Raw genomic sequence first — 18,081 nt, forward strand, 5'->3', positions numbered from 1 at the left:
ATTTGGGCTTATTCCAATAAATCAACTTATCTTTGTTAAACTATAATCTAAGAGAGTAAATGGAAAAGTTGAAAATGAAATTGAAAAGAATGAGTTTGATTATTATAGGAACCTTTTCTATGTTTCTTATAAGCTCTTGTCTTGAAATAGAGAAGCCATCCAGCAATGGTGAAATCGTAGCTGAAGTTGGGCAAGAGAAAATATATGAGAATGAGCTAAATATGATTATTAAACAGGAATTGTTTGATGAATTAAATCGAATATATGATATAAAGAAGAAGGCTTTATCGCAATTGATTGATGTTAAATTATTGCAAAAGGAGGCGAATAAATTGAACATGTCTTATCAACAATATATTGATTCTTATTATGAAATGAAAGTAGCACAATATGGTAAAGATTCGATTTTAAAAAAATATCGGTTAGCTTCTTATTTTCATTTGCATAATAAAAAAATGTATCAGGTAGAGATGAATTCCTCAGATGGTAAATATTCTAAAGATTATTATTTAAGAGGTGCTATAATTGACCATTTGCTGGATTCATTAAAGAAAGTGAATAATATAAGACAATATATATACCCTCCTAAAAGTCCTCTAATACGATTGGATAGTTTATGTACATATTATCGTGGTAATTTGAGTTCGCATGTGACTGTTATTACAATATCTGATTTTGACTGTGATGCATGTATAGCAGCACATTCATTATACGATTCAATTTATGTAAATTATAAAGATAAAGTTCGATTTGGATATATTCATTATTCTGCGGTACCTACTTTGGCGCAGATAGCTAGTAATGCAGCAAATAATCAGGGTAAGTTTTGGGCTTTCCACGATTCCTTATATAATAATAAAGGATATATTGATTCTGCTACGATTTATAGGATAGCGAATAATATACATCTTGATATCTCTAAATTTAATAATGATATAGTATCAGGCCATGGCATGAGGCAAATTGATGATACAATGAAACAGTTGGTTCTTGCTGGGGTATATGCGACTCCAACAATTATAATTAACGGACGTTTGATCGTGGATTCCCATTCTAAAGATGAGATAACTTATCTTATTGATAAGGAATTGAATAGATAATTTATTCTATTATAATTTTAAAAAAAAGTATTATGAAGAAGCTGTTATTGTTTTTATGTGTATTCAATGGACTGATGTCTTGTTCTACTAGTGAAGATTTGCTGCCTGATCAATCAAGTGAGTTAGCAAATATAGTTAACTCCTATGAGATGGCTTTAAAAGGTTATTCACTTGATGAGATGAGAAGTGAAAAAAATGAAGATACCCCAAGTGGTGGTATTGAGACTATTGCTGAACCATGGCTGATAAAAGCACTGCAAGATTCTTTAGCCAAAGAGGTGTATAATTACAGTAAGACCTGCACGGGAACGAGAGCAACTGGTACATCGGCACCCAAAGTCGGAGTATTTAAAATGACAAGTTGTGGAAGTTATCCTGAGTTCTCATTTGATATGGATTGTGAAGATGGGGGGCATTCTAGTATTACAGGTAATGTAGGAGCTACAAAACTGGATAAACATCGTAATTTGAATTTCTTTTTTTGTTTAGTTGAGCCTGGGAACTATGGTGGAGGAACTTTACTCTTATATGATTATAAATACGATCCAAGTGAAGGAGATGTTGATGTGGTGAAAAGATTTCATGATACTGAAGATGGAAAAAGTGCAAATAAAATAACAAATAATGGTGGATTAACTTCGACAGGACTTACTCAAATAGGTTATAATGTTACGTTATATTGGAGATTCAGTGATCGTCCTAGAAGGAATCCATATATTTCATATGGGGTAATTAGAAATGATAACACTCCACTTCCGCTTCCTATGCCTGGTGCAAGTATATTTGTTGATGATGAAGACAAGAAAAATGCAAACGAGGCTATATTATGGTCTTATAGAGTGAAACCGAATCATCCGGGACTTCCTCCGATAGTAACCACTTCTACCCGCAAATTGAATACTGGAGAAACATTCAGAGGAATTACTGCAGATAAGAATACCACTTATCGATTGACTACTTATTGATTTTATATATGTAAATTTGCCCTTATATTTTGTGTTTTATTGAGGTGAAATGCAAAATGTAAGGGTCTTTTTTTATATAAGTGTGTATTAATTATGGAATATATCAACGATTTAATCCGACGGAAGGACCGCCTTTTATCGGAAGACGAAGCAATGAGTTTACTTGAAAATGGAGAATACGGAGTGTTATCTATTTCTTCACCTGAAGAAGGTGTTTATGGCATTCCCATTAATTATGTATGGGATAAACAACAGTCTATCTATTTTCATTGTGCTCCCGAAGGGCGTAAGCTTTGTATACTTCAAGACTGTAATCAGGCATCGTTTTGCATGGTAGGACGCACGCGCGTTGTTTCCAATCAATTTAGTACCGAGTATGAAAGTATCGTGATTAACGGGACTATGATTTGTCAGTTAGAAGAAACTGAGAAGCGAAAGGCATTGGAACTTCTGCTTGATAAATATTCTCCGGAAGATAAAAAGGTGGGGTTGAAGTATATGGAAAAGTCTTTTCACCGTACCCACGTCTTGAAACTTGTTATTAAAACAATATCCGGTAAGTGTAAGAAAATGAATCAGCCCTGTCCGGATTATTAAGAAGCCCTTGCCTTATCTCTCCTTTGTTTATCTTTTGTTTTTTTAGCATGGGTTATTTTTCTTTCGCAAATGTAATCTGGATTACATTCTTTTTAAATGGAAATCCCTTTCTTTGCATAAATACATAGCATACATACTATGAAGGTAAAAGAATATATCCAATGGTTACTCCCTTCGCGTAAGTGGAGAGTACTTGCGATCATTATAACAGGTGTGATTGTAGGTGGAGGGGCTCTGACCCTTTATATGCTTCGGGCACATACCTATCTGACCGATGATCCGGCTGCTTGTGTTAATTGCCATATTATGGGACCGTATTATGCGACGTGGTTTCATAGTTCGCATAGCAGGAATGCTACATGCAATGACTGTCATGTTCCACACGAAAATGCAGTGAAGAAATGGGTATTCAAGGGAATGGACGGTATGCGTCATGTTGCCGTATTCCTCACCCATGGAGAAAAAGATGTGGTTCGTGCCAATGGTGAAAGCTCGGAGGTGATTATGAATAATTGTATTCGTTGTCATACACAACTGAACACTGAATTTGTAAGTACAGGACGGATAGATTATATGATGTCTCAGGTAGGTGAAGGGAAAGCTTGTTGGGACTGTCATCGGGACGTACCGCATGGAGGAAGTAACAGTGTCGCATCCACTCCTAATGCGTTAGTCCCTTATCCGGATTCTCCTACACCGGAATGGTTGAAAAAAATGATCGAATAATATAGAAAATCAAGATAACAGAATTATGGAAAAGAAACTGAAATCATGGCAAGGATGGTTGTTGTTCTGCGGAGCGATGGTAGTCGTTTTTGTGCTTGGGCTTGTTGTCTCGGCGCTGATGGAACGCCGGGCAGAGACGGTAAGCGTTTTCAATAACAAACGGGTGGAAATTACCGGAATAGAACCACGAAACGAAGTGTTTGGGGATAACTACCCACGTGAGTATGAAACATGGAAAGAAACGGCTAAGACCGATTTCAAGAGTGAATTTAACGGTAACGAAGCGGTAGATGTACTTGCACAACGTCCCGAGATGGTGGTGCTTTGGGCCGGCTATGCATTCTCAAAAGATTATTCGACTCCGAGGGGACATATGCATGCTATTGAGGACATTACACATTCACTCCGTACCGGTGCGCCGATGGATGATAAAAGCGGGCCGCAACCTTCTACCTGCTGGACTTGTAAGAGTCCGGACGTTCCTCGCATGATGGAAGCTATTGGAGTGGATTCGTTCTATAATAATAAGTGGGGAGCTTTCGGTAGTGAGATCGTCAATCCTATAGGTTGCGCCGATTGTCATGAACCGACGAATATGAAACTTCATATTAGCCGTCCGGCTTTGCGCGAGGCATTTGCCCGTCAGGGGAAAGATATCGATAAAGCGACTCCGCAGGAAATGCGTTCGTTGGTATGCGCACAATGCCACGTGGAATATTATTTCAAGGGAGATGGCAAATACCTGACTTTCCCTTGGGATAAAGGATTTTCGGTAGAAGATATGGAAGCCTACTATGACGAGGCCGACTTTGCCGATTATACACATGCACTGAGCAAAGCCCGTATACTGAAAGCACAACATCCGGACTACGAGATTTCTCAGATGGGAATTCATGCCCAACGCGGAGTGTCGTGCGCCGATTGTCATATGCCCTACAAAAGCGAGGGAGGCATGAAATTCAGCGATCACCACATTCAGAGTCCGTTAGCTATGATCGACCGGACTTGTCAGGTTTGTCATCGTGAGAGCGAAGAGACCTTGCGGAATAATGTATATGACCGTCAGCGTAAAGCGAATGAAATTCGTGGCCGTCTGGAACAGGAGTTGGCTAAAGCGCATATTGAAGCTAAATTCGCCTGGGATAAAGGTGCGACGGATACTCAGATGGCAGAGGCGTTGAAGTTGATTCGCCAGGCCCAGTGGAGATGGGATTTCGGCGTGGCTTCACACGGTGGTGCGTTCCATGCTCCGCAAGAGATACAGCGCATTCTGGGACACGGACTTGATAAAGCTTTGCAGGCCCGTCTTGCCATCTCAAAAGTGTTGGCTCAGCATGGCTATACAGCCGATGTGCCGATGCCTGATATTTCGACTAAAGAGAAAGCGCAGCAGTATATCGGTCTCGATATGCAGAAAGAGCGTGAAGCGAAAGATAAATTCCTGAAAACAGTAGTACCCGAATGGTTGGAGAAAGCGAAGGCTAACGGTCGTCTGGCTAAACTGTAAACTATGTGGCAGAAACCTTGGGGATATAAAGAAGGGTTCGCCATCTGTGGCGGACTTTTTCTGACAGGCATTTTCCTGCAAATGACGTTGGGGAAGTGCACACTTTCCATTCTTTCTTACCCTGTGAATGTGTGTGTAGGGTTGTTATATGTCGTTATCTTGTTATCGGCCTACACCTTTTCACAAAAGAGTTATTTTATCCGGTGGATGGGGAGCTGTCAGGCTGCCGTTTCATCCATGGTGTCAGTGGCCGTGCTCACTGTAGTGATGGGACTGATCCGCCAGGTGAAGTCCGATATACCTTTGTCCGGTATTGAAAACTGGCTGGGATTTTCGCAAATGTTGTCCGCCTGTTCGTTTGTGCTGTTGTTCCTCTGGATGGTCACTTTGTTGGGGTTGACCACCATTCGGCGGATTCATCATTTCCATTGGCGGGACGTTCCTTTTGTGCTGAACCATCTGGGACTTTTCCTTGCACTGACCGGAGCTGTATTGGGAAATGCCGATATGGAGCGTCTGCATATGACTACAAAGATAGGACAAGCCGAATGGCGGGCTTCCGATGAAAATCAGAAAATGCGGGAGCTGCCTTTGGCTATCGAGCTTCAGAACTTTACGATTGATGAATATCCCCCGAAATTGATGTTGATTGACAATGAAACAGGTAAAGCACTGCCGGTCGGGAAGCCGGAAAACCTGCTGATTGAAGATGATTTTCATGCCGGGCATTTGCTCGATTGGGAAATTCACATAGAGAAGAAACTCCCTTTGGCAGCCAGTGTAGCGACTCAGGATACTTTGAACTTTGTGGACTTTCCTTCAATGGGAGCTGCTTATGCTGTCTATCTGACGGCAGTGAATGATAAAACAGGCAGGAAACATGAAGGATGGGTGAGTTGTGGCAGTTTTATGTTTCCTTATAAGGCTATCCGTCTCGACGATCAGACCAGTTTGATAATGCCCGAGCGTGAACCTCGCCGTTTTGCATCCGAGGTGAAAGTTTATACAGAGTCGGGACGCCGTGATTCGGCCACGATTGAGGTAAATAAACCTTTTGAGTTGGAGGGATGGAAAATATATCAGTTAAGTTATGACGAGTCGAAAGGTCGCTGGAGCGATATAAGCGTGTTTGAACTGGTTCGTGATCCGTGGTTACCGGTGGTTTATACCGGTATCTGGATGATGATAGCCGGAGCTGTCTGCCTGTTCGCCCTGTCACAGAAAAGAAAGGAGGACAACGTATGAGTTGGGATCATTTTGTGATATTTGCCATGGCAGCTCTTCTGTGTTGGGCTATCGGTGCCGTTGCCACATGGAAAGAGAAAGGGCAGTTTGTTGTTTATGCAGCCACGTTGGCAGGACTGGCCGTCTTTTTTGCTTTTATCCTTGGGATGTGGATTTCATTGGAACGGCCTCCGATGCGTACAATGGGCGAAACCCGATTGTGGTATTCTTTCTTTTTACCTTTGGCGGGCATCATCACTTATAGCCGCTGGCGATATAAGTGGATTCTGAGTTTCAGCTTTGTTCTTTCGCTTGTGTTCATCTGTATCAACCTGTTTAAACCCGAGATACATAATAAAACCTTGATGCCTGCTTTGCAAAGTCCTTGGTTTGCACCGCATGTCATTGTATATATGTTTGCTTATGCTATGTTGGGCGCAGCGGCCGTTATGGCGGTATACCTGCTTTGGATCAAGAAAAAAGCTACCGAAGAACGTGAGATGGAACTGTGTGATAATTTGGTCAATGTAGGACTATCCTTCATGACATTGGGAATGTTGTTCGGAGCTTTGTGGGCTAAAGAGGCCTGGGGGCATTACTGGAGTTGGGATCCGAAGGAAACCTGGGCGGCAGCCACGTGGATAGGCTATCTCTGTTATATCCACTACCGGATGAACAGGCGGCAAAAAGTACGTATGGCACTTGTCGGACTCCTCATCTGTTTTGCATTGCTGCAAATGTGTTGGTATGGTATTAATTATCTGCCATCGGCACAGGGAACCAGCGTACATACGTATAATTTGAATTGATAAATCGCTAACTACTAATTACTAATTGAGTTATGAGAATCACGAATCTAATCTGGGCAGCAATGCTTTTTGCACCGCTGTCCGCCTTTGCACAGCAACAAAAGGAGAATCAGTTTACAATTGATGCACAAATACGTACTCGTGGTGAATACCGCAATGGAGTGTTGAACCCCCGTCCCGAAGGCGCAAGTCCGACTTTCTTTATCAACGAGCGGGCACGGCTATCCTTAGGTTATCAGCGCGATCGCCTGCAAATGAAACTTGCTGCACAGCATGTAGGGGTGTGGGGGCAGGATCCGCAGATCGATAAAAACGGACGGTTTATTTTGCACGAAGCTTGGGCACGGCTTGATTTTTCAAAAGGCCTGTTTGCGCAGTTGGGGCGTCAGCCACTCTCGTATGATGATGAGCGTCTGCTTGGCGGACTGGACTGGAATGTGGCAGGCCGCTTCCACGATGCATTGAAGTTGGGGTATGAAAGCAAGATGCACAAGTTGCATTTGATACTGGCTTTTAATCAGAATAATGAAGATCGCTCCTATGGTGGCACTTATTATGCTCCCGGTGGACAGCCTTATAAAACTATGCAAACGGTATGGTATAATGGCCGGTGGGCTAAAGATTTCACTGCTTCACTGCTTTTTATGAATACCGGATTTGAAACAGGGACGGAAGAAAAGGGTAAAACTGCTAATATGCAGACGATGGGTACTTATCTGGTGTATACACCCGGGGCATGGTTGCTGAATGGTAGCGTCTATTACCAGTCGGGTAAAAACAAAGCCGACAAGAAGGTATCTGCTTATATGTTCAGCTTGAAAGCCGGGTATAAGATTGATCCAAAGTGGAGTGTAAGCTTCGGCACGGACTACCTGAGCGGAGATCCCGACAGTAAGAAGGTAACTACTTTCGATCCGCTTTACGGGACACATCATAAATTCTATGGAGGAATGGATTATTTTTATGCATCGGCTTATAACAAAGGTTTGTGGGACAAAATACTCAGTGTTGATTTCAAGCCGACCCAAAAGATAGGGTTCTCACTGAATTATCACCATTTTTCTACGACTTATGACGTAACGGCCATAGACGGTAAAGAAGGACGCAGTCTGGGATCGGAGTTCGATTTGCAGGTAGATTATGTTTTGATGAAAGATGTAAAACTGACAGCCGGTTATTCGACCATGCTTGGAACTAAATATATGGACATTGTAAAAGGTGGCAGCCATAAGAGCTGGCAGGACTGGGGATGGCTGACACTGAACATCAATCCGCGTATTTTATTTACCAAGTGGTAGGATTGGTACGGGAGAAAATGCTATCTTTGCTAAAAAGACAAGCATTGTGGTAAAAGTAGAGTTTACAGACGAATATCAAAAAATCTTGTGGCAGATATCTTTATTTAAGGATATGGATGTCAGTTTGCAACGTCGGCTGCCTTTGGAACTGGAACTTTCGGTGTACGAGGTTGCCAGGAAAGAGGTCGTATTGAAGCAGGACACCTATTGCAATCATTTGTATGTATTGCTGAAGGGAGAACTGGAGGTCAATATCGTTGATGTGGCAGGAAATCTGGTGAAGGTAGAAGATATCCGTGCTCCCCGTGCTTTTGCCACACCCCATCTGTTTGGCGATAAGAATCTCTTGCCTGCTACGTTTACTGCCAGCGAAGATTCTGTTTTGCTGATGGCTACCCGTACTTCCGTTTTTAAGTTGATCAGTTCCGTACCCGATTTACTGCACCGTTTCCTGTGTGTCACAGGCAATTGTAACAAGTGTACGGTCACTCGTCTGAGGATTCTTTCTTACAAGATGCTGCGCAGCCGTTTGGTTTATTACTTCATGGAGCATAAGACTTCTCCGAATACGGCTATATTGGAGCATAATCAGGTCCAGTTGGCAGAATATCTGGGGGTAACCCGCCCTGCACTTTCGAAAGAAATAAATAAGATGATGAAGGAGGGCCTGATTTCAATCAATAAGAAAGTGGTGACGCTGGAAGATATGGCGGCACTTAAAGAATATATTTGAAAGGGCTGTGCCAAGAGTCTTTTCACCACAGATCACACAGATTATCAATATTGATAATCAATGGCTTAAAATTTACTCTGTACCTTCTGTGGTGAGTTTCGACACACCCTTCTCAATGCTTTGCTCCAAATCTTGTAGCCTTCCTCCGTCAGATGGAGTCCGTCCGTAGTCAGTTCTTTCCGCATCACATTGCTACCTTTCTCCGTAAATAGAGGGAAAAGGTTGATAAAAGGTATTTTCCTGTCTTTGGCAAGTGCTTCCAACTTACTGTTGATTTCGGGTATCAGGTCGGTTTTACCGGTCATTGTTTTGTATCGTCCGAACGATTCGTTAATGGGTAAAAGACTCTGCAGATAGAGTTCGGTGGATGGTGATCCGGTTCGTATTTTGTCTATGACCAGAGTAACCAGTTCTACCACACTATCGGCACTCAGGTTGTGTGACACATCGTTTATTCCTGCCATCAGGAAAATCTTTCGGGGAGTGCCGGGCAATATCTGGAAAAGACGTTGGTAAATTCCCATTGCTTCGTCACCAATGATTCCGCGGTTTCTTATATTCTTTTTATTCAGGCGTATGCTCCAGTCTCCGCCGTTTTCGGTGAGGCTATTGCCCACCATTACGATATCCTTCGGTCCGATGGGAGCATCTGCTTCAAATTCCAGGAAACGTTTGTAATAATGATCCGTATATACTTGTGCGGGCGGGCAGATAGAAGCGGCTACTGCATTGGCAACCAGCGAACGGAGGCGGACTACACTGTGTCCGTCTTCAGGATGCACGGCGTTGATGAGCAGGATGACGGCCGTGTCGTTATCTGGGTCAATCAGGATGGAAGTACCCGTATATCCTGTATGCCCGAAGGTGTTCGGCCCGAAGAGATCGCCATGATTTGAGGCATAAGCTGAGAAGACATCCCATCCCGGAGTGCGTCCCAGTCCGGCTACTTCGCGGGGAACGGTACGCATGGTTTTTACCCCCAGTGGGCTGAGAATACGGCGACCATTATATTCGCCCCCATTCAGCAAGGCAGCTGCGAGAACGGCAATATCATTGGCGTCCGAGAAGACCCCTGCATTGCCGGAGATTCCTCCGTTCAGGATGCGCGCCAACGGATCGTGCACCTGTCCGCAGAGTACACTTCCGTCTTTTTGCTTCTCGGTAGGTGCAATCAAATCCATCCAGGGGTAATCTACGGTATTTATCCACTTTCCGTCTTTCTGCTGTACGGTGGGCAGATAATCGGTGTGCTGCATGCCCAGGACATTGAAGATATTCTCTTTGGCAAAGTCCCGCAGGTTTTGTCCGGTAATGACTTCGATGACATGTTGCAAGGTGATATAGTTGAGGCAACTATACTGAAAATTCGTTTGAGGCTTGAAGTCACGTTTGCAAGTGGAAATATACTTCATGAGCCCTTCCGGATTGGGTGAACCGTACTCTTTCTGTAACTCGGCTACCGGTGCGTAAGGTGGAAGGCCCGAAGTGTGAGTCATAAGGTCTACAATGCGGATGTCCTGTTTCTCTCCGTTCTCTCCCTGCCATTCCCGGAAGTCAGGCAAGTAGAGGTTGACGCGATCGAGTAGGCGCAGTTGTCCGCGTTCAATCAGAATCATGGCAGAAACAGCAGTCGACATCGGCTTGCTGCAAGAAGCCATATCGAAGACGGTATTTATCTCCATCGGTTCTATATTGGGATAGATCCGCCGGTTACCATAAGCCTTGAGATAGGCCATTTTGCCATGACGGACCACGGCGAGTACGGCCCCCGGTATTTCTTTGTTAAGGATCGCCTTCTGAATAGCCTCGTCGGCATGCAACAGACGGTGAGAATCCATGCCTACTTGCTCGGGGGCAACGCGTGGCAGAGGTTGTGCGACAGCTTGCAGACTGCAGAACAGAAGCGCCAAAGCGGTGAGCAGAGATTTCGTCCCTTTTCTCTCCTGCAGAGAGATGAGGGAGAAGTGAACTTTGTTTTTCGTATTCATGGTATTGTAAGTTTAGGAGGGTTCGGTTTTGTTATCCGGCTTTATATGCATCTACCGCTTTTTTCACGGAACCGTGCATCAGCAACAGTGCTTTAGCCTTGTCATATTCTAACCCGAGTTCTTCGACAATCATGCGTGTGCCGCGGTCCACCAACTTCTGGTTGCTAAGCTGCATATTGACCATCTTGTTGCCTTTCACGCGTCCCAGTTGAATCATAACCGAGGTTGTGATCATGTTCAGAATCATCTTCTGTCCTGTTCCTGATTTCATGCGCGAACTGCCTGTTACATATTCGGGGCCTACAATCATTTCGATAGGTACATCGGCTTCTGCGGCCATCGGCGAGTTCGGGTTGCTGGTGATGCAACCGGTGAGGATGCCGTGCTCGCGTGCCGCATGCATGGCTCCGATCACATAGGGAGTCGTACCTGAGGCTGCAATACCGATGACGGTATCTTTACTGTTGATGTTATGTTCCGTCAGTTCTTCCCACCCCCGGGTGGTATTGTCTTCGGCATTCTCTACCGGATTACGCAAGGCGGTATCTCCGCCTGCAATCAGCCCGATGATCAATGTGGGAGGCATCCCGAAAGTGGGAGGGATCTCTGAAGCATCGAGAACCCCGAGGCGTCCGCTGGTTCCGGCCCCCATGTAGAAGATGCGTCCCCCCTGTTTCATGCGGGGGACAATCTGTGTGACTAACTTTTCAATTTGAGGAATAGCTTTCTGTACGGCAAGAGCCACCTTTTGGTCTTCGGTATTGATATCTTCCAGTATTTCGCGGACCGACTTCTTCTCAAGATCACTGTAGAGCGAGGGTTGCTCGGAAATCTTGACGAAGGATGTTTTATCTGATTTTTCTATATTACTATTCATGTTTTTGTTCTATAATTCGTATACGTTACTCGTGAAATTTAATCAGTCCTTCCATCGGACTCTTGATAATCGTTCCCAGGTGAATCTCCATTGCCTTACACGCCTCCGACAGTAATTCTTTGTAGTAGAACGCTACTGAACCGATGAAATGGACCCGGGCATGCTGGTAGTCGTATTGCATTACATTGCGTTTCAGGAACTTTTTAAAGCTGTTCAGAACCAGTTCGCGTATGGCCGGTTCATCGAGGTGTTCGACCAGGAATGGAGAGAAACTTGCCAGGAAACGATTTGGAAACGGTTGGCGATATACCCGGTCGATAATTTCGGCAGGTGTCAGGTTGTATTGTTCCAGGAACTTTTCTTTAAGTCCCGGAGTCATTTGATTCTTAAGGATATCGCCTACCAGCAGCTTACCCAAAACCGCCCCACTGCCTTCGTCACCCAGAATAAATCCTAATGGCGATACATTGCTGACTATGTTTTTACCGTCATAATAACAAGAGTTCGATCCTGTGCCCATGATGCAGGCGATGCCCGGTTGATGGCCACACAGTCCCCTGGCGGCAGCAAGCATGTCCGTACTGACCTCAATCTCTCCGCTTACTTGCAGATGCGCAGCTATGGCTTTGCGCACCGTTTCTATTTTGTCGGGGAAAGCGCAACCGGCTCCATAGAAGTGAACAGTCTCGAACTTGTTTGTCTTTAATTGAGGAATCAGGGCGGTTGCTATTTCATTACTGATTTCCTCTTCAGACTGAAAGAAAGGGTTAGTGCCTTTCGTAAAAATCTGCTGGACTAACTGTCCATGCTCTACTACACACCAATCGGTCTTAGTAGAACCACTGTCTGCTATTAGTATCATATCTTTATATATATTTTTTTCTTATACAGGATGTATCCGATACACCAGTTCAGCCCTACGAATAAGATGGCGAATGCTAAAGAACCGGGATAATCGCCGAGCAGGGGTTGGAGGATGATCTTATACACAAATCCGTGAAGGCTGATGGTATGGCCGTCATAAGGTATCAGTATGTTGCCCAACAGAATAGAGAGAACGGCTCCGGTCACATAGATGAATAGTGGGTTGACTCCGAACGATTCGAAGAACCGGCTCCATCGTGTATAACCTTTCACGTCGATAATCCATACGAGGAGTGCCAGGAAACTGGATGCCAGTCCGCAAGTGACAATCGCGAATGTCGGTGACCAGATCTTCTTGCTGATTGGACAGCCGTAGCTGAGTAGGAAACCCGCAAAGGTGAGGATAGTGCCAACCAGGAACAGGCGTTCTATTTTTTCATTGATGTCTTTTACTTCCATCAGCAGTTTGCCTACGCAGAAGCCTATCAGCACATGGGCTATCGAAGGTATGGTGCTTAATACACCTTCCGGATCGATGCCGTTGTCTTTGTACATATGTGCCTCGCCCAATACGGCACGGTCCACCACCGCCAGGATGTTGGTACTGTTGTATTCAAATCCGTTTCCGGTGATCAGGATGATGAAGTAACTGATTAGCAAGGCGGCTATCAGGTATGGGATGTATTTATGCTTCATGATTAAAGCGATGATAGCCGTTGCGCCGTAGCAGAGGGCCAATCGCTGCATGACACCCAGGATGCGAATGTGACCGAAAGTCCAGACTGATTCCCCCAGACGGGAGAAGAATGGAATATCTTCGCCGGATAGTGAATTCCAAGTGTGGCAAAACATGGAGAACCATGCGATTCCCAAACCGATGGCAAAGATCACAATGGTTCTTTTAAGTATTTTCAAGGCCGCAGAATGACTGAATTCGAAGTTATACTTTCTTAATGATATATAGGTGGAAATGCCCATGATGAACATGAAGAAAGGAAAGACTAGGTCGGTCGGAGTCAGACCGATCCATGCCGCATGTCCGAGGGGAGCATATACGTAGCTCCAGCTGCCGGGATTGTTGACCATAATCATTCCTGCGATAGTGATACCCCGCAACACATCGAGGGCAAGTAGACGTTTGTTGGCTGTTTGATTCATTGCATTCTTATTTAAGTGTTAAGTTATTCTTTTGTTTCACGTGGACGAGTGCACTGATCCACCAGATAGGCAATCGATACATAGGGGATGCCGGTGTTAGTGGCTAAACCGATTTCACAGGTGCGGCTGTTTGAATAGCCGATACTGATTCCTGCTTTCTCCAGTTGCGGACGCAGTTTGCGTAAAGCATAAGTGTTGAGTTCCGGCCGGGTGAATCCTTTATCTCCGGCAAAGCCGCAACAACCCACCTCTTCCGGAACAAGCACTTGCGTTGAACATAGTCCGGCCAGTGAAATCAGTGTATTCGACAATCCCATTTTACGCATGGAACATGTGATGTGTACGGCTACGGGACGGTTTGTGGGAGTGAATTCCAGTTTATCCCGCAGGAACGTATAGATAAATTCAGCCGGTTCGTATAGCTTCATCTTTTGGATAGTGGCACGCATACGGTGCAGACAAGGGCTCTGGTCGCAAAGTACCGGATAACGTCCCTGTTCGCTGGCCTCCCATAAGGCGGCTTCCAGTTCAGCCGATTTGCTGTCGGCTATATCCAGCATACCTTTGCTTTCCCAAATGGTTCCGCAACAGAGTTTCTCCATCTTGGGCGGGAAGATGACTTCGTATCCCGCTTTCTGAAGCAGAGAGAGCATTTTGTTAACCAAAGGTTGCTCTACGGGAGAATTTTTTGCCAATCCCATAGTTTGGTTGATGCAACTGGGGAAGTAGACCACCTTGTTCTTTGCATCCGGTGCCTTGTTGTTGTCCTTCTTGTGTATCTTATAGCTCATAGGCATGGCCGGTGTCCATTGCGGAAGTCCCCATACGTTGTGCATCTTTCGAGTAATGGAAGTCATCCTGGAAGTTCCCAGCAGGCTGTGTGTCGTATTGGCAAGTGACAGTACCGGTCGCAGAGCATTTTTTATTCCTGCGAAATGATTGGCGGCAAATTTTCCCGCCTTATAACCGGTGCTGTTGGACGGTAGCTCTGCCTGACGCAGGAGGTGGGTCAGGTCACCGGTATTGATACCCATCGGACAAGACGTGGCACACAGGCCGTCACCGGCACAGGTCTGATTACCCGGATACCGGTATAACTTGGATAGTGTTTCCAGTAACTGCGGATTTTCCCCGCTTTTTTTCAGGCGTGAAATTTCCCTCTGTATGACAATGCGCTGGCGTGAGGAGAGCGTGAATCCGCACGAGAGACAGTTCACTTCGCAGAATCCGCATTCGATACACCGGTCTATCTGGCGTGTCACTTCGGAGCCTTCTCCTATTGCCAATGGTGAGAGAGGCTTGAAATGTTTGATATGGCATTGAGGGTCGTCGTTGAAGATAACACCCGGATTAAATAATCCTTTGGGGTCAAAGAGTTGTTTTACCGCCTTCATGATAGCGAAAGCTTCTTCTCCCCATTCCTGCTTTACGAATGGAGCCATGTTTCGTCCTGTGCCGTGTTCTGCCTTTAATGAGCCGTCATATTTGTCCACTACCAGTTCTTTTATGTCGTTCATCAGGGCTTCATACCGTTTTATTTCAACTTCATTACTGAATGACTGGTTGATAATGAAGTGGTAATTGCCTTCTAACGCATGACCGTAAATGCAGGCGTCATCGTATCCGTGCCGGGCAATGAGCTGTTGCAGTTCGGCTGTCGCCTCGGGGAGGTCTTCAATGTGGAAGGCCACATCCTCAATCAGACAGGTTGTTCCCGGAGGACGGGTTCCTCCTACAGAGGGGAAAATGCCCGAACGGATTGCCCAATATTTGGAATATTCCTCGGGACGGTCGGTAAAGTGGACCGGGATGTAGGTTTTAAATGCCTTTAGTGTATCTTCGATGACAGTGATGTTGTGGTTGAGCTCTTCCTGTGTGCGTGCTTTGGTTTCGGTCAATACGGCTGTTAGCCCTTCTCCCGTCAGATCATTCACAGAAGCCAGGGATTTCCAGTCGAGCAGTTCCGCACCTTTTACAATCCACTCCCCATCTGTGTTGACGAGTTTTTTCATGGCTACCACTGCACGGCATGCTTCTTTGATGTCGCTGAAATAGAGCATGGCGCTTGCCTTGTGCGGATAGTCGTATTCCGTTTTCATAGTCACACCGGAAAGGAAAGCTAATGTGCCCTCCGAGCCTACCATCAGGTGGGCAATAATATCGAACGGATCATCGTATACGAGGAAGGGAAGAATATTCAACCCTGTTACGTTCTTGATTGAGTATTTATAACGGATACGTGTACTCAGTTCTTTGTTGCTACGTATCTGGTCACGTAGCTCGCAGATGCGGCGGAGGAAATCGGGATGATCTTCTTCAAAGTTTTCTCGGGATTCCTGGCTGGCGGTATTAAGATAATATCCGTCAGGGAGTATGATACGTACCGACAGCAGCATCTTATCACTGTTGGCATGTGTTCCGCAGTTCATGCCCGAAGCATTGTTCATTACGATTCCACCTACCATGGCGCTTTTTATGGAAGCCGGATCGGGAGCAAATTTACGTCCGTAAGGTGCGAGGATCTCGTTTACTCGTTGTCCGATGATACCGGGCTCCAGATAAATCTGTTCGTGATCGGGTGAGAGTTCGTAGTGATCCCAGCCTTTGCCGGCTATAATCAGAACAGAGTCACTGATGGACTGTCCCGAAAGACTGGTTCCGGCAGCGCGGAAAGTTACCGGTATATTATATCTGTCGGCCAGATAGATCATTTCGAATACTTCATCGTCGTCGATCGAGTTAACTACAATTAGAGGAATCAGTCGGTAGAAACCCGCATCTGTCCCCCATGCCAGGCGATGGAGCTCGTCGGTAAATATTCTATCCTGTGGGATAAATCGGCTGATGTCTCGCAGGAATTCGTCATAGTTTCTTTCCGTTTTCATTGTTTCTTTGTTTGTCGGGCACTCCTCGGTCCCAGTTTTTATTTATACAAATAATACTTCTTCGACAGCCGGCGGAAGTCGTCAACGTCTTTGTACCAATAATCGCGGACGTCTTCCCAGCGGTTGCGCCGACTGAAACGTTCGCGTACTTCTTTGGAGCCGCTGACGAGATCGAACATACGGAAACGTCCTTTATCGGCATGGTCGAATACGGCCCGGCCCGGATAGAGTACAGCTATTTCCTGCATCACGTAAAACTGTATCTCGCTTAGTGCAGCTTTATTAAAGTCCACAATATGTACTTGTACGCCTTGCAGATGTTCCCCTTTGCCTACCGAATAGAAGGGTTTGAGGTGCATCGGACGGAATATCACTCCCGGCAGGTTCAGACGGTTCAGGTTATCAGCCAATCTGTCTGCCTCTATCCAAGGAGCGGCAAACATCTGGAACGGAATGGTATAACCCACACCAATCGACATATAGCCCAGTTCGCCGAGTATCCCCGAAACGGGATAGAAGAAAGCGGAATGCGGATGCGGGATGTGTGGGGACGAAGGAATCCATTGGAGTCCTGTCTGTACATAATCCATTTTTCGCTTCCACCCCTTCATTTTCACAACATGCAGGTTGCATGGCCTGCCCAACATTTGTTCTCCATTGAGCATCAGTGCAAGCTCGCCACAAGTAAGTCCGTAAAGGTACGGAATTTTAAATTGGCTGACAAAAGATATGTATCCATCTTCTACGAGATTCCCTTCTATTTTTAATCCGCCTATCGGATTGGGGCGGTCAAGGACAATAAACTCTTTACCATTTTCGGCGGCAGCTTCCATAGCCACTCCCATGGTGCTGATATAGGTGAACGAGCGGCAGCCGATGTCCTGTATGTCATATACCAATACATCAATGTCTTTTAGCATTTCGGGGCTCGGCTTACGCGTTTTGCCATAGAGTGAATAAACGGGTAGTCCGGTAGTGGGGTCGTTCGTGTTATCCACTTTGTCGCCGGCATGCACATCACCCCGTACACCATGCTCCGGTCCGTACAGAGCCACTAAGTTGACATTGGGCGCTTCATGAAGAATGTCGATAGTGGACCGCAACTGATTGTCTACACCGGTCGGGTTGGTGATCAGTCCTACACGTTTCCCTTCAAGACATTTGAAGTTTTGTTCTTTTAGGACTTCAATACCTGTTTTGATACGGATTCCCGGAGGTTTTACACCTGGTTCCATCCCTTGGGAAAGGGGAGTATTGGAAACAAGGATAAAAAGAATGAGCAAAAGTCTCAATATACTTCTTTTATGTGTCATAATCTTATCTTTTTTAGTTATCCTACAATGTCTGGAG

Annotated in this window: 15 protein-coding genes; 9 read left to right on the plus strand and 6 right to left on the minus strand. The window is 45.3% G+C overall.

Annotated features, from left to right (window positions below; all coding sequences use genetic code 11):
• Positions 1 to 59 precede the first annotated feature (59 nt).
• The 9 genes from JZY04_RS18665 to JZY04_RS18705 all read left to right on the plus strand — a co-directional run bounded on the left by JZY04_RS18665 (position 60) and on the right by JZY04_RS18705 (position 8,959).
• On the plus strand, positions 60 to 1,100 hold the full coding sequence (locus JZY04_RS18665; RefSeq protein ID WP_229066952.1) for a thioredoxin domain-containing protein: 1,041 nt from the start codon (positions 60 to 62) through the stop codon (positions 1,098 to 1,100).
• 32 nt (positions 1,101 to 1,132) lie between these two features.
• Entirely contained in the window at positions 1,133 to 2,065 is a 933-nt protein-coding gene (locus tag JZY04_RS18670; RefSeq protein WP_122142941.1) for a hypothetical protein, read from the plus strand.
• A 93-nt stretch (positions 2,066 to 2,158) separates the two neighbouring features.
• Entirely contained in the window at positions 2,159 to 2,662 is a 504-nt protein-coding gene (locus tag JZY04_RS18675; RefSeq protein ID WP_220575473.1) for a pyridoxamine 5'-phosphate oxidase family protein, read from the plus strand.
• Between the two features lie 138 nt (positions 2,663 to 2,800).
• Positions 2,801 to 3,388: a cytochrome c nitrite reductase small subunit gene (gene nrfH, locus JZY04_RS18680; RefSeq protein WP_005779097.1), complete on the plus strand. Its 588-nt coding sequence runs from the start codon at positions 2,801 to 2,803 to the stop codon at positions 3,386 to 3,388.
• Positions 3,389 to 3,413: 25 nt separating this feature from the next.
• Positions 3,414 to 4,895 (plus strand): ammonia-forming cytochrome c nitrite reductase, encoded by a 1,482-nt coding sequence (gene nrfA, locus JZY04_RS18685; RefSeq protein ID WP_005811939.1) that lies wholly within the window; start codon positions 3,414 to 3,416, stop codon positions 4,893 to 4,895.
• Positions 4,896 to 4,898: 3 nt separating this feature from the next.
• Positions 4,899 to 6,140, plus strand: coding sequence for a cytochrome c biogenesis protein ResB (locus JZY04_RS18690; RefSeq protein WP_122142940.1), 1,242 nt, complete (start codon positions 4,899 to 4,901; stop codon positions 6,138 to 6,140).
• The gene (gene ccsA / locus JZY04_RS18695; protein ID WP_122142939.1) at positions 6,137 to 6,928 is read left to right on the plus strand and encodes a cytochrome c biogenesis protein CcsA; all 792 of its coding nucleotides are present in this window, start codon (positions 6,137 to 6,139) and stop codon (positions 6,926 to 6,928) included. The genes JZY04_RS18690 and ccsA overlap by 4 nt, the downstream gene beginning before the upstream one ends.
• 32 nt (positions 6,929 to 6,960) lie before the next feature.
• Complete coding sequence (locus tag JZY04_RS18700) at positions 6,961 to 8,226, plus strand: alginate export family protein (protein ID WP_122142938.1); 1,266 nt, start codon at positions 6,961 to 6,963, stop codon at positions 8,224 to 8,226.
• 46 nt (positions 8,227 to 8,272) lie between these two features.
• Positions 8,273 to 8,959 carry a Crp/Fnr family transcriptional regulator gene (locus tag JZY04_RS18705; protein WP_005822874.1) on the plus strand — a complete coding sequence of 229 codons (687 nt, stop codon included), beginning with the start codon at positions 8,273 to 8,275 and terminating at the stop codon, positions 8,957 to 8,959.
• 65 nt (positions 8,960 to 9,024) lie between these two features.
• On the opposite strand, the gene JZY04_RS18710 is transcribed toward JZY04_RS18705, so the two are convergent.
• The 6 genes from JZY04_RS18710 to JZY04_RS18735 are packed head-to-tail and all read right to left on the minus strand — an operon-like array spanning position 9,025 to position 18,044.
• Positions 9,025 to 10,947 carry a serine hydrolase gene (locus JZY04_RS18710; RefSeq protein ID WP_122142937.1) on the minus strand — a complete coding sequence of 641 codons (1,923 nt, stop codon included), beginning with the start codon at positions 10,945 to 10,947 and terminating at the stop codon, positions 9,025 to 9,027.
• Between the two features lie 31 nt (positions 10,948 to 10,978).
• Positions 10,979 to 11,824 (minus strand): N-acetylmuramic acid 6-phosphate etherase, encoded by an 846-nt coding sequence (gene murQ / locus JZY04_RS18715; RefSeq protein WP_005811927.1) that lies wholly within the window; start codon positions 11,822 to 11,824, stop codon positions 10,979 to 10,981.
• A gap of 25 nt (positions 11,825 to 11,849) precedes the next feature.
• Positions 11,850 to 12,686 (minus strand): BadF/BadG/BcrA/BcrD ATPase family protein, encoded by an 837-nt coding sequence (locus JZY04_RS18720; protein WP_005779081.1) that lies wholly within the window; start codon positions 12,684 to 12,686, stop codon positions 11,850 to 11,852.
• Positions 12,683 to 13,846 (minus strand): acyltransferase family protein, encoded by a 1,164-nt coding sequence (locus JZY04_RS18725; protein WP_122142936.1) that lies wholly within the window; start codon positions 13,844 to 13,846, stop codon positions 12,683 to 12,685. Before JZY04_RS18725 ends, JZY04_RS18720 begins: the two co-directional genes overlap by 4 nt.
• 23 nt (positions 13,847 to 13,869) lie before the next feature.
• The gene (locus tag JZY04_RS18730) at positions 13,870 to 16,731 is read right to left on the minus strand and encodes an FAD-binding and (Fe-S)-binding domain-containing protein (protein ID WP_122142935.1); all 2,862 of its coding nucleotides are present in this window, start codon (positions 16,729 to 16,731) and stop codon (positions 13,870 to 13,872) included.
• A 38-nt stretch (positions 16,732 to 16,769) separates the two neighbouring features.
• Positions 16,770 to 18,044 (minus strand): exo-beta-N-acetylmuramidase NamZ domain-containing protein, encoded by a 1,275-nt coding sequence (locus JZY04_RS18735; RefSeq protein ID WP_005811918.1) that lies wholly within the window; start codon positions 18,042 to 18,044, stop codon positions 16,770 to 16,772.
• Positions 18,045 to 18,081: the final 37 nt, after the last annotated feature.

This window comes from Bacteroides sp. 11BF (genome assembly GCF_019633765.1).
GTDB lineage: Bacteria > Bacteroidota > Bacteroidia > Bacteroidales > Bacteroidaceae > Bacteroides > Bacteroides hominis.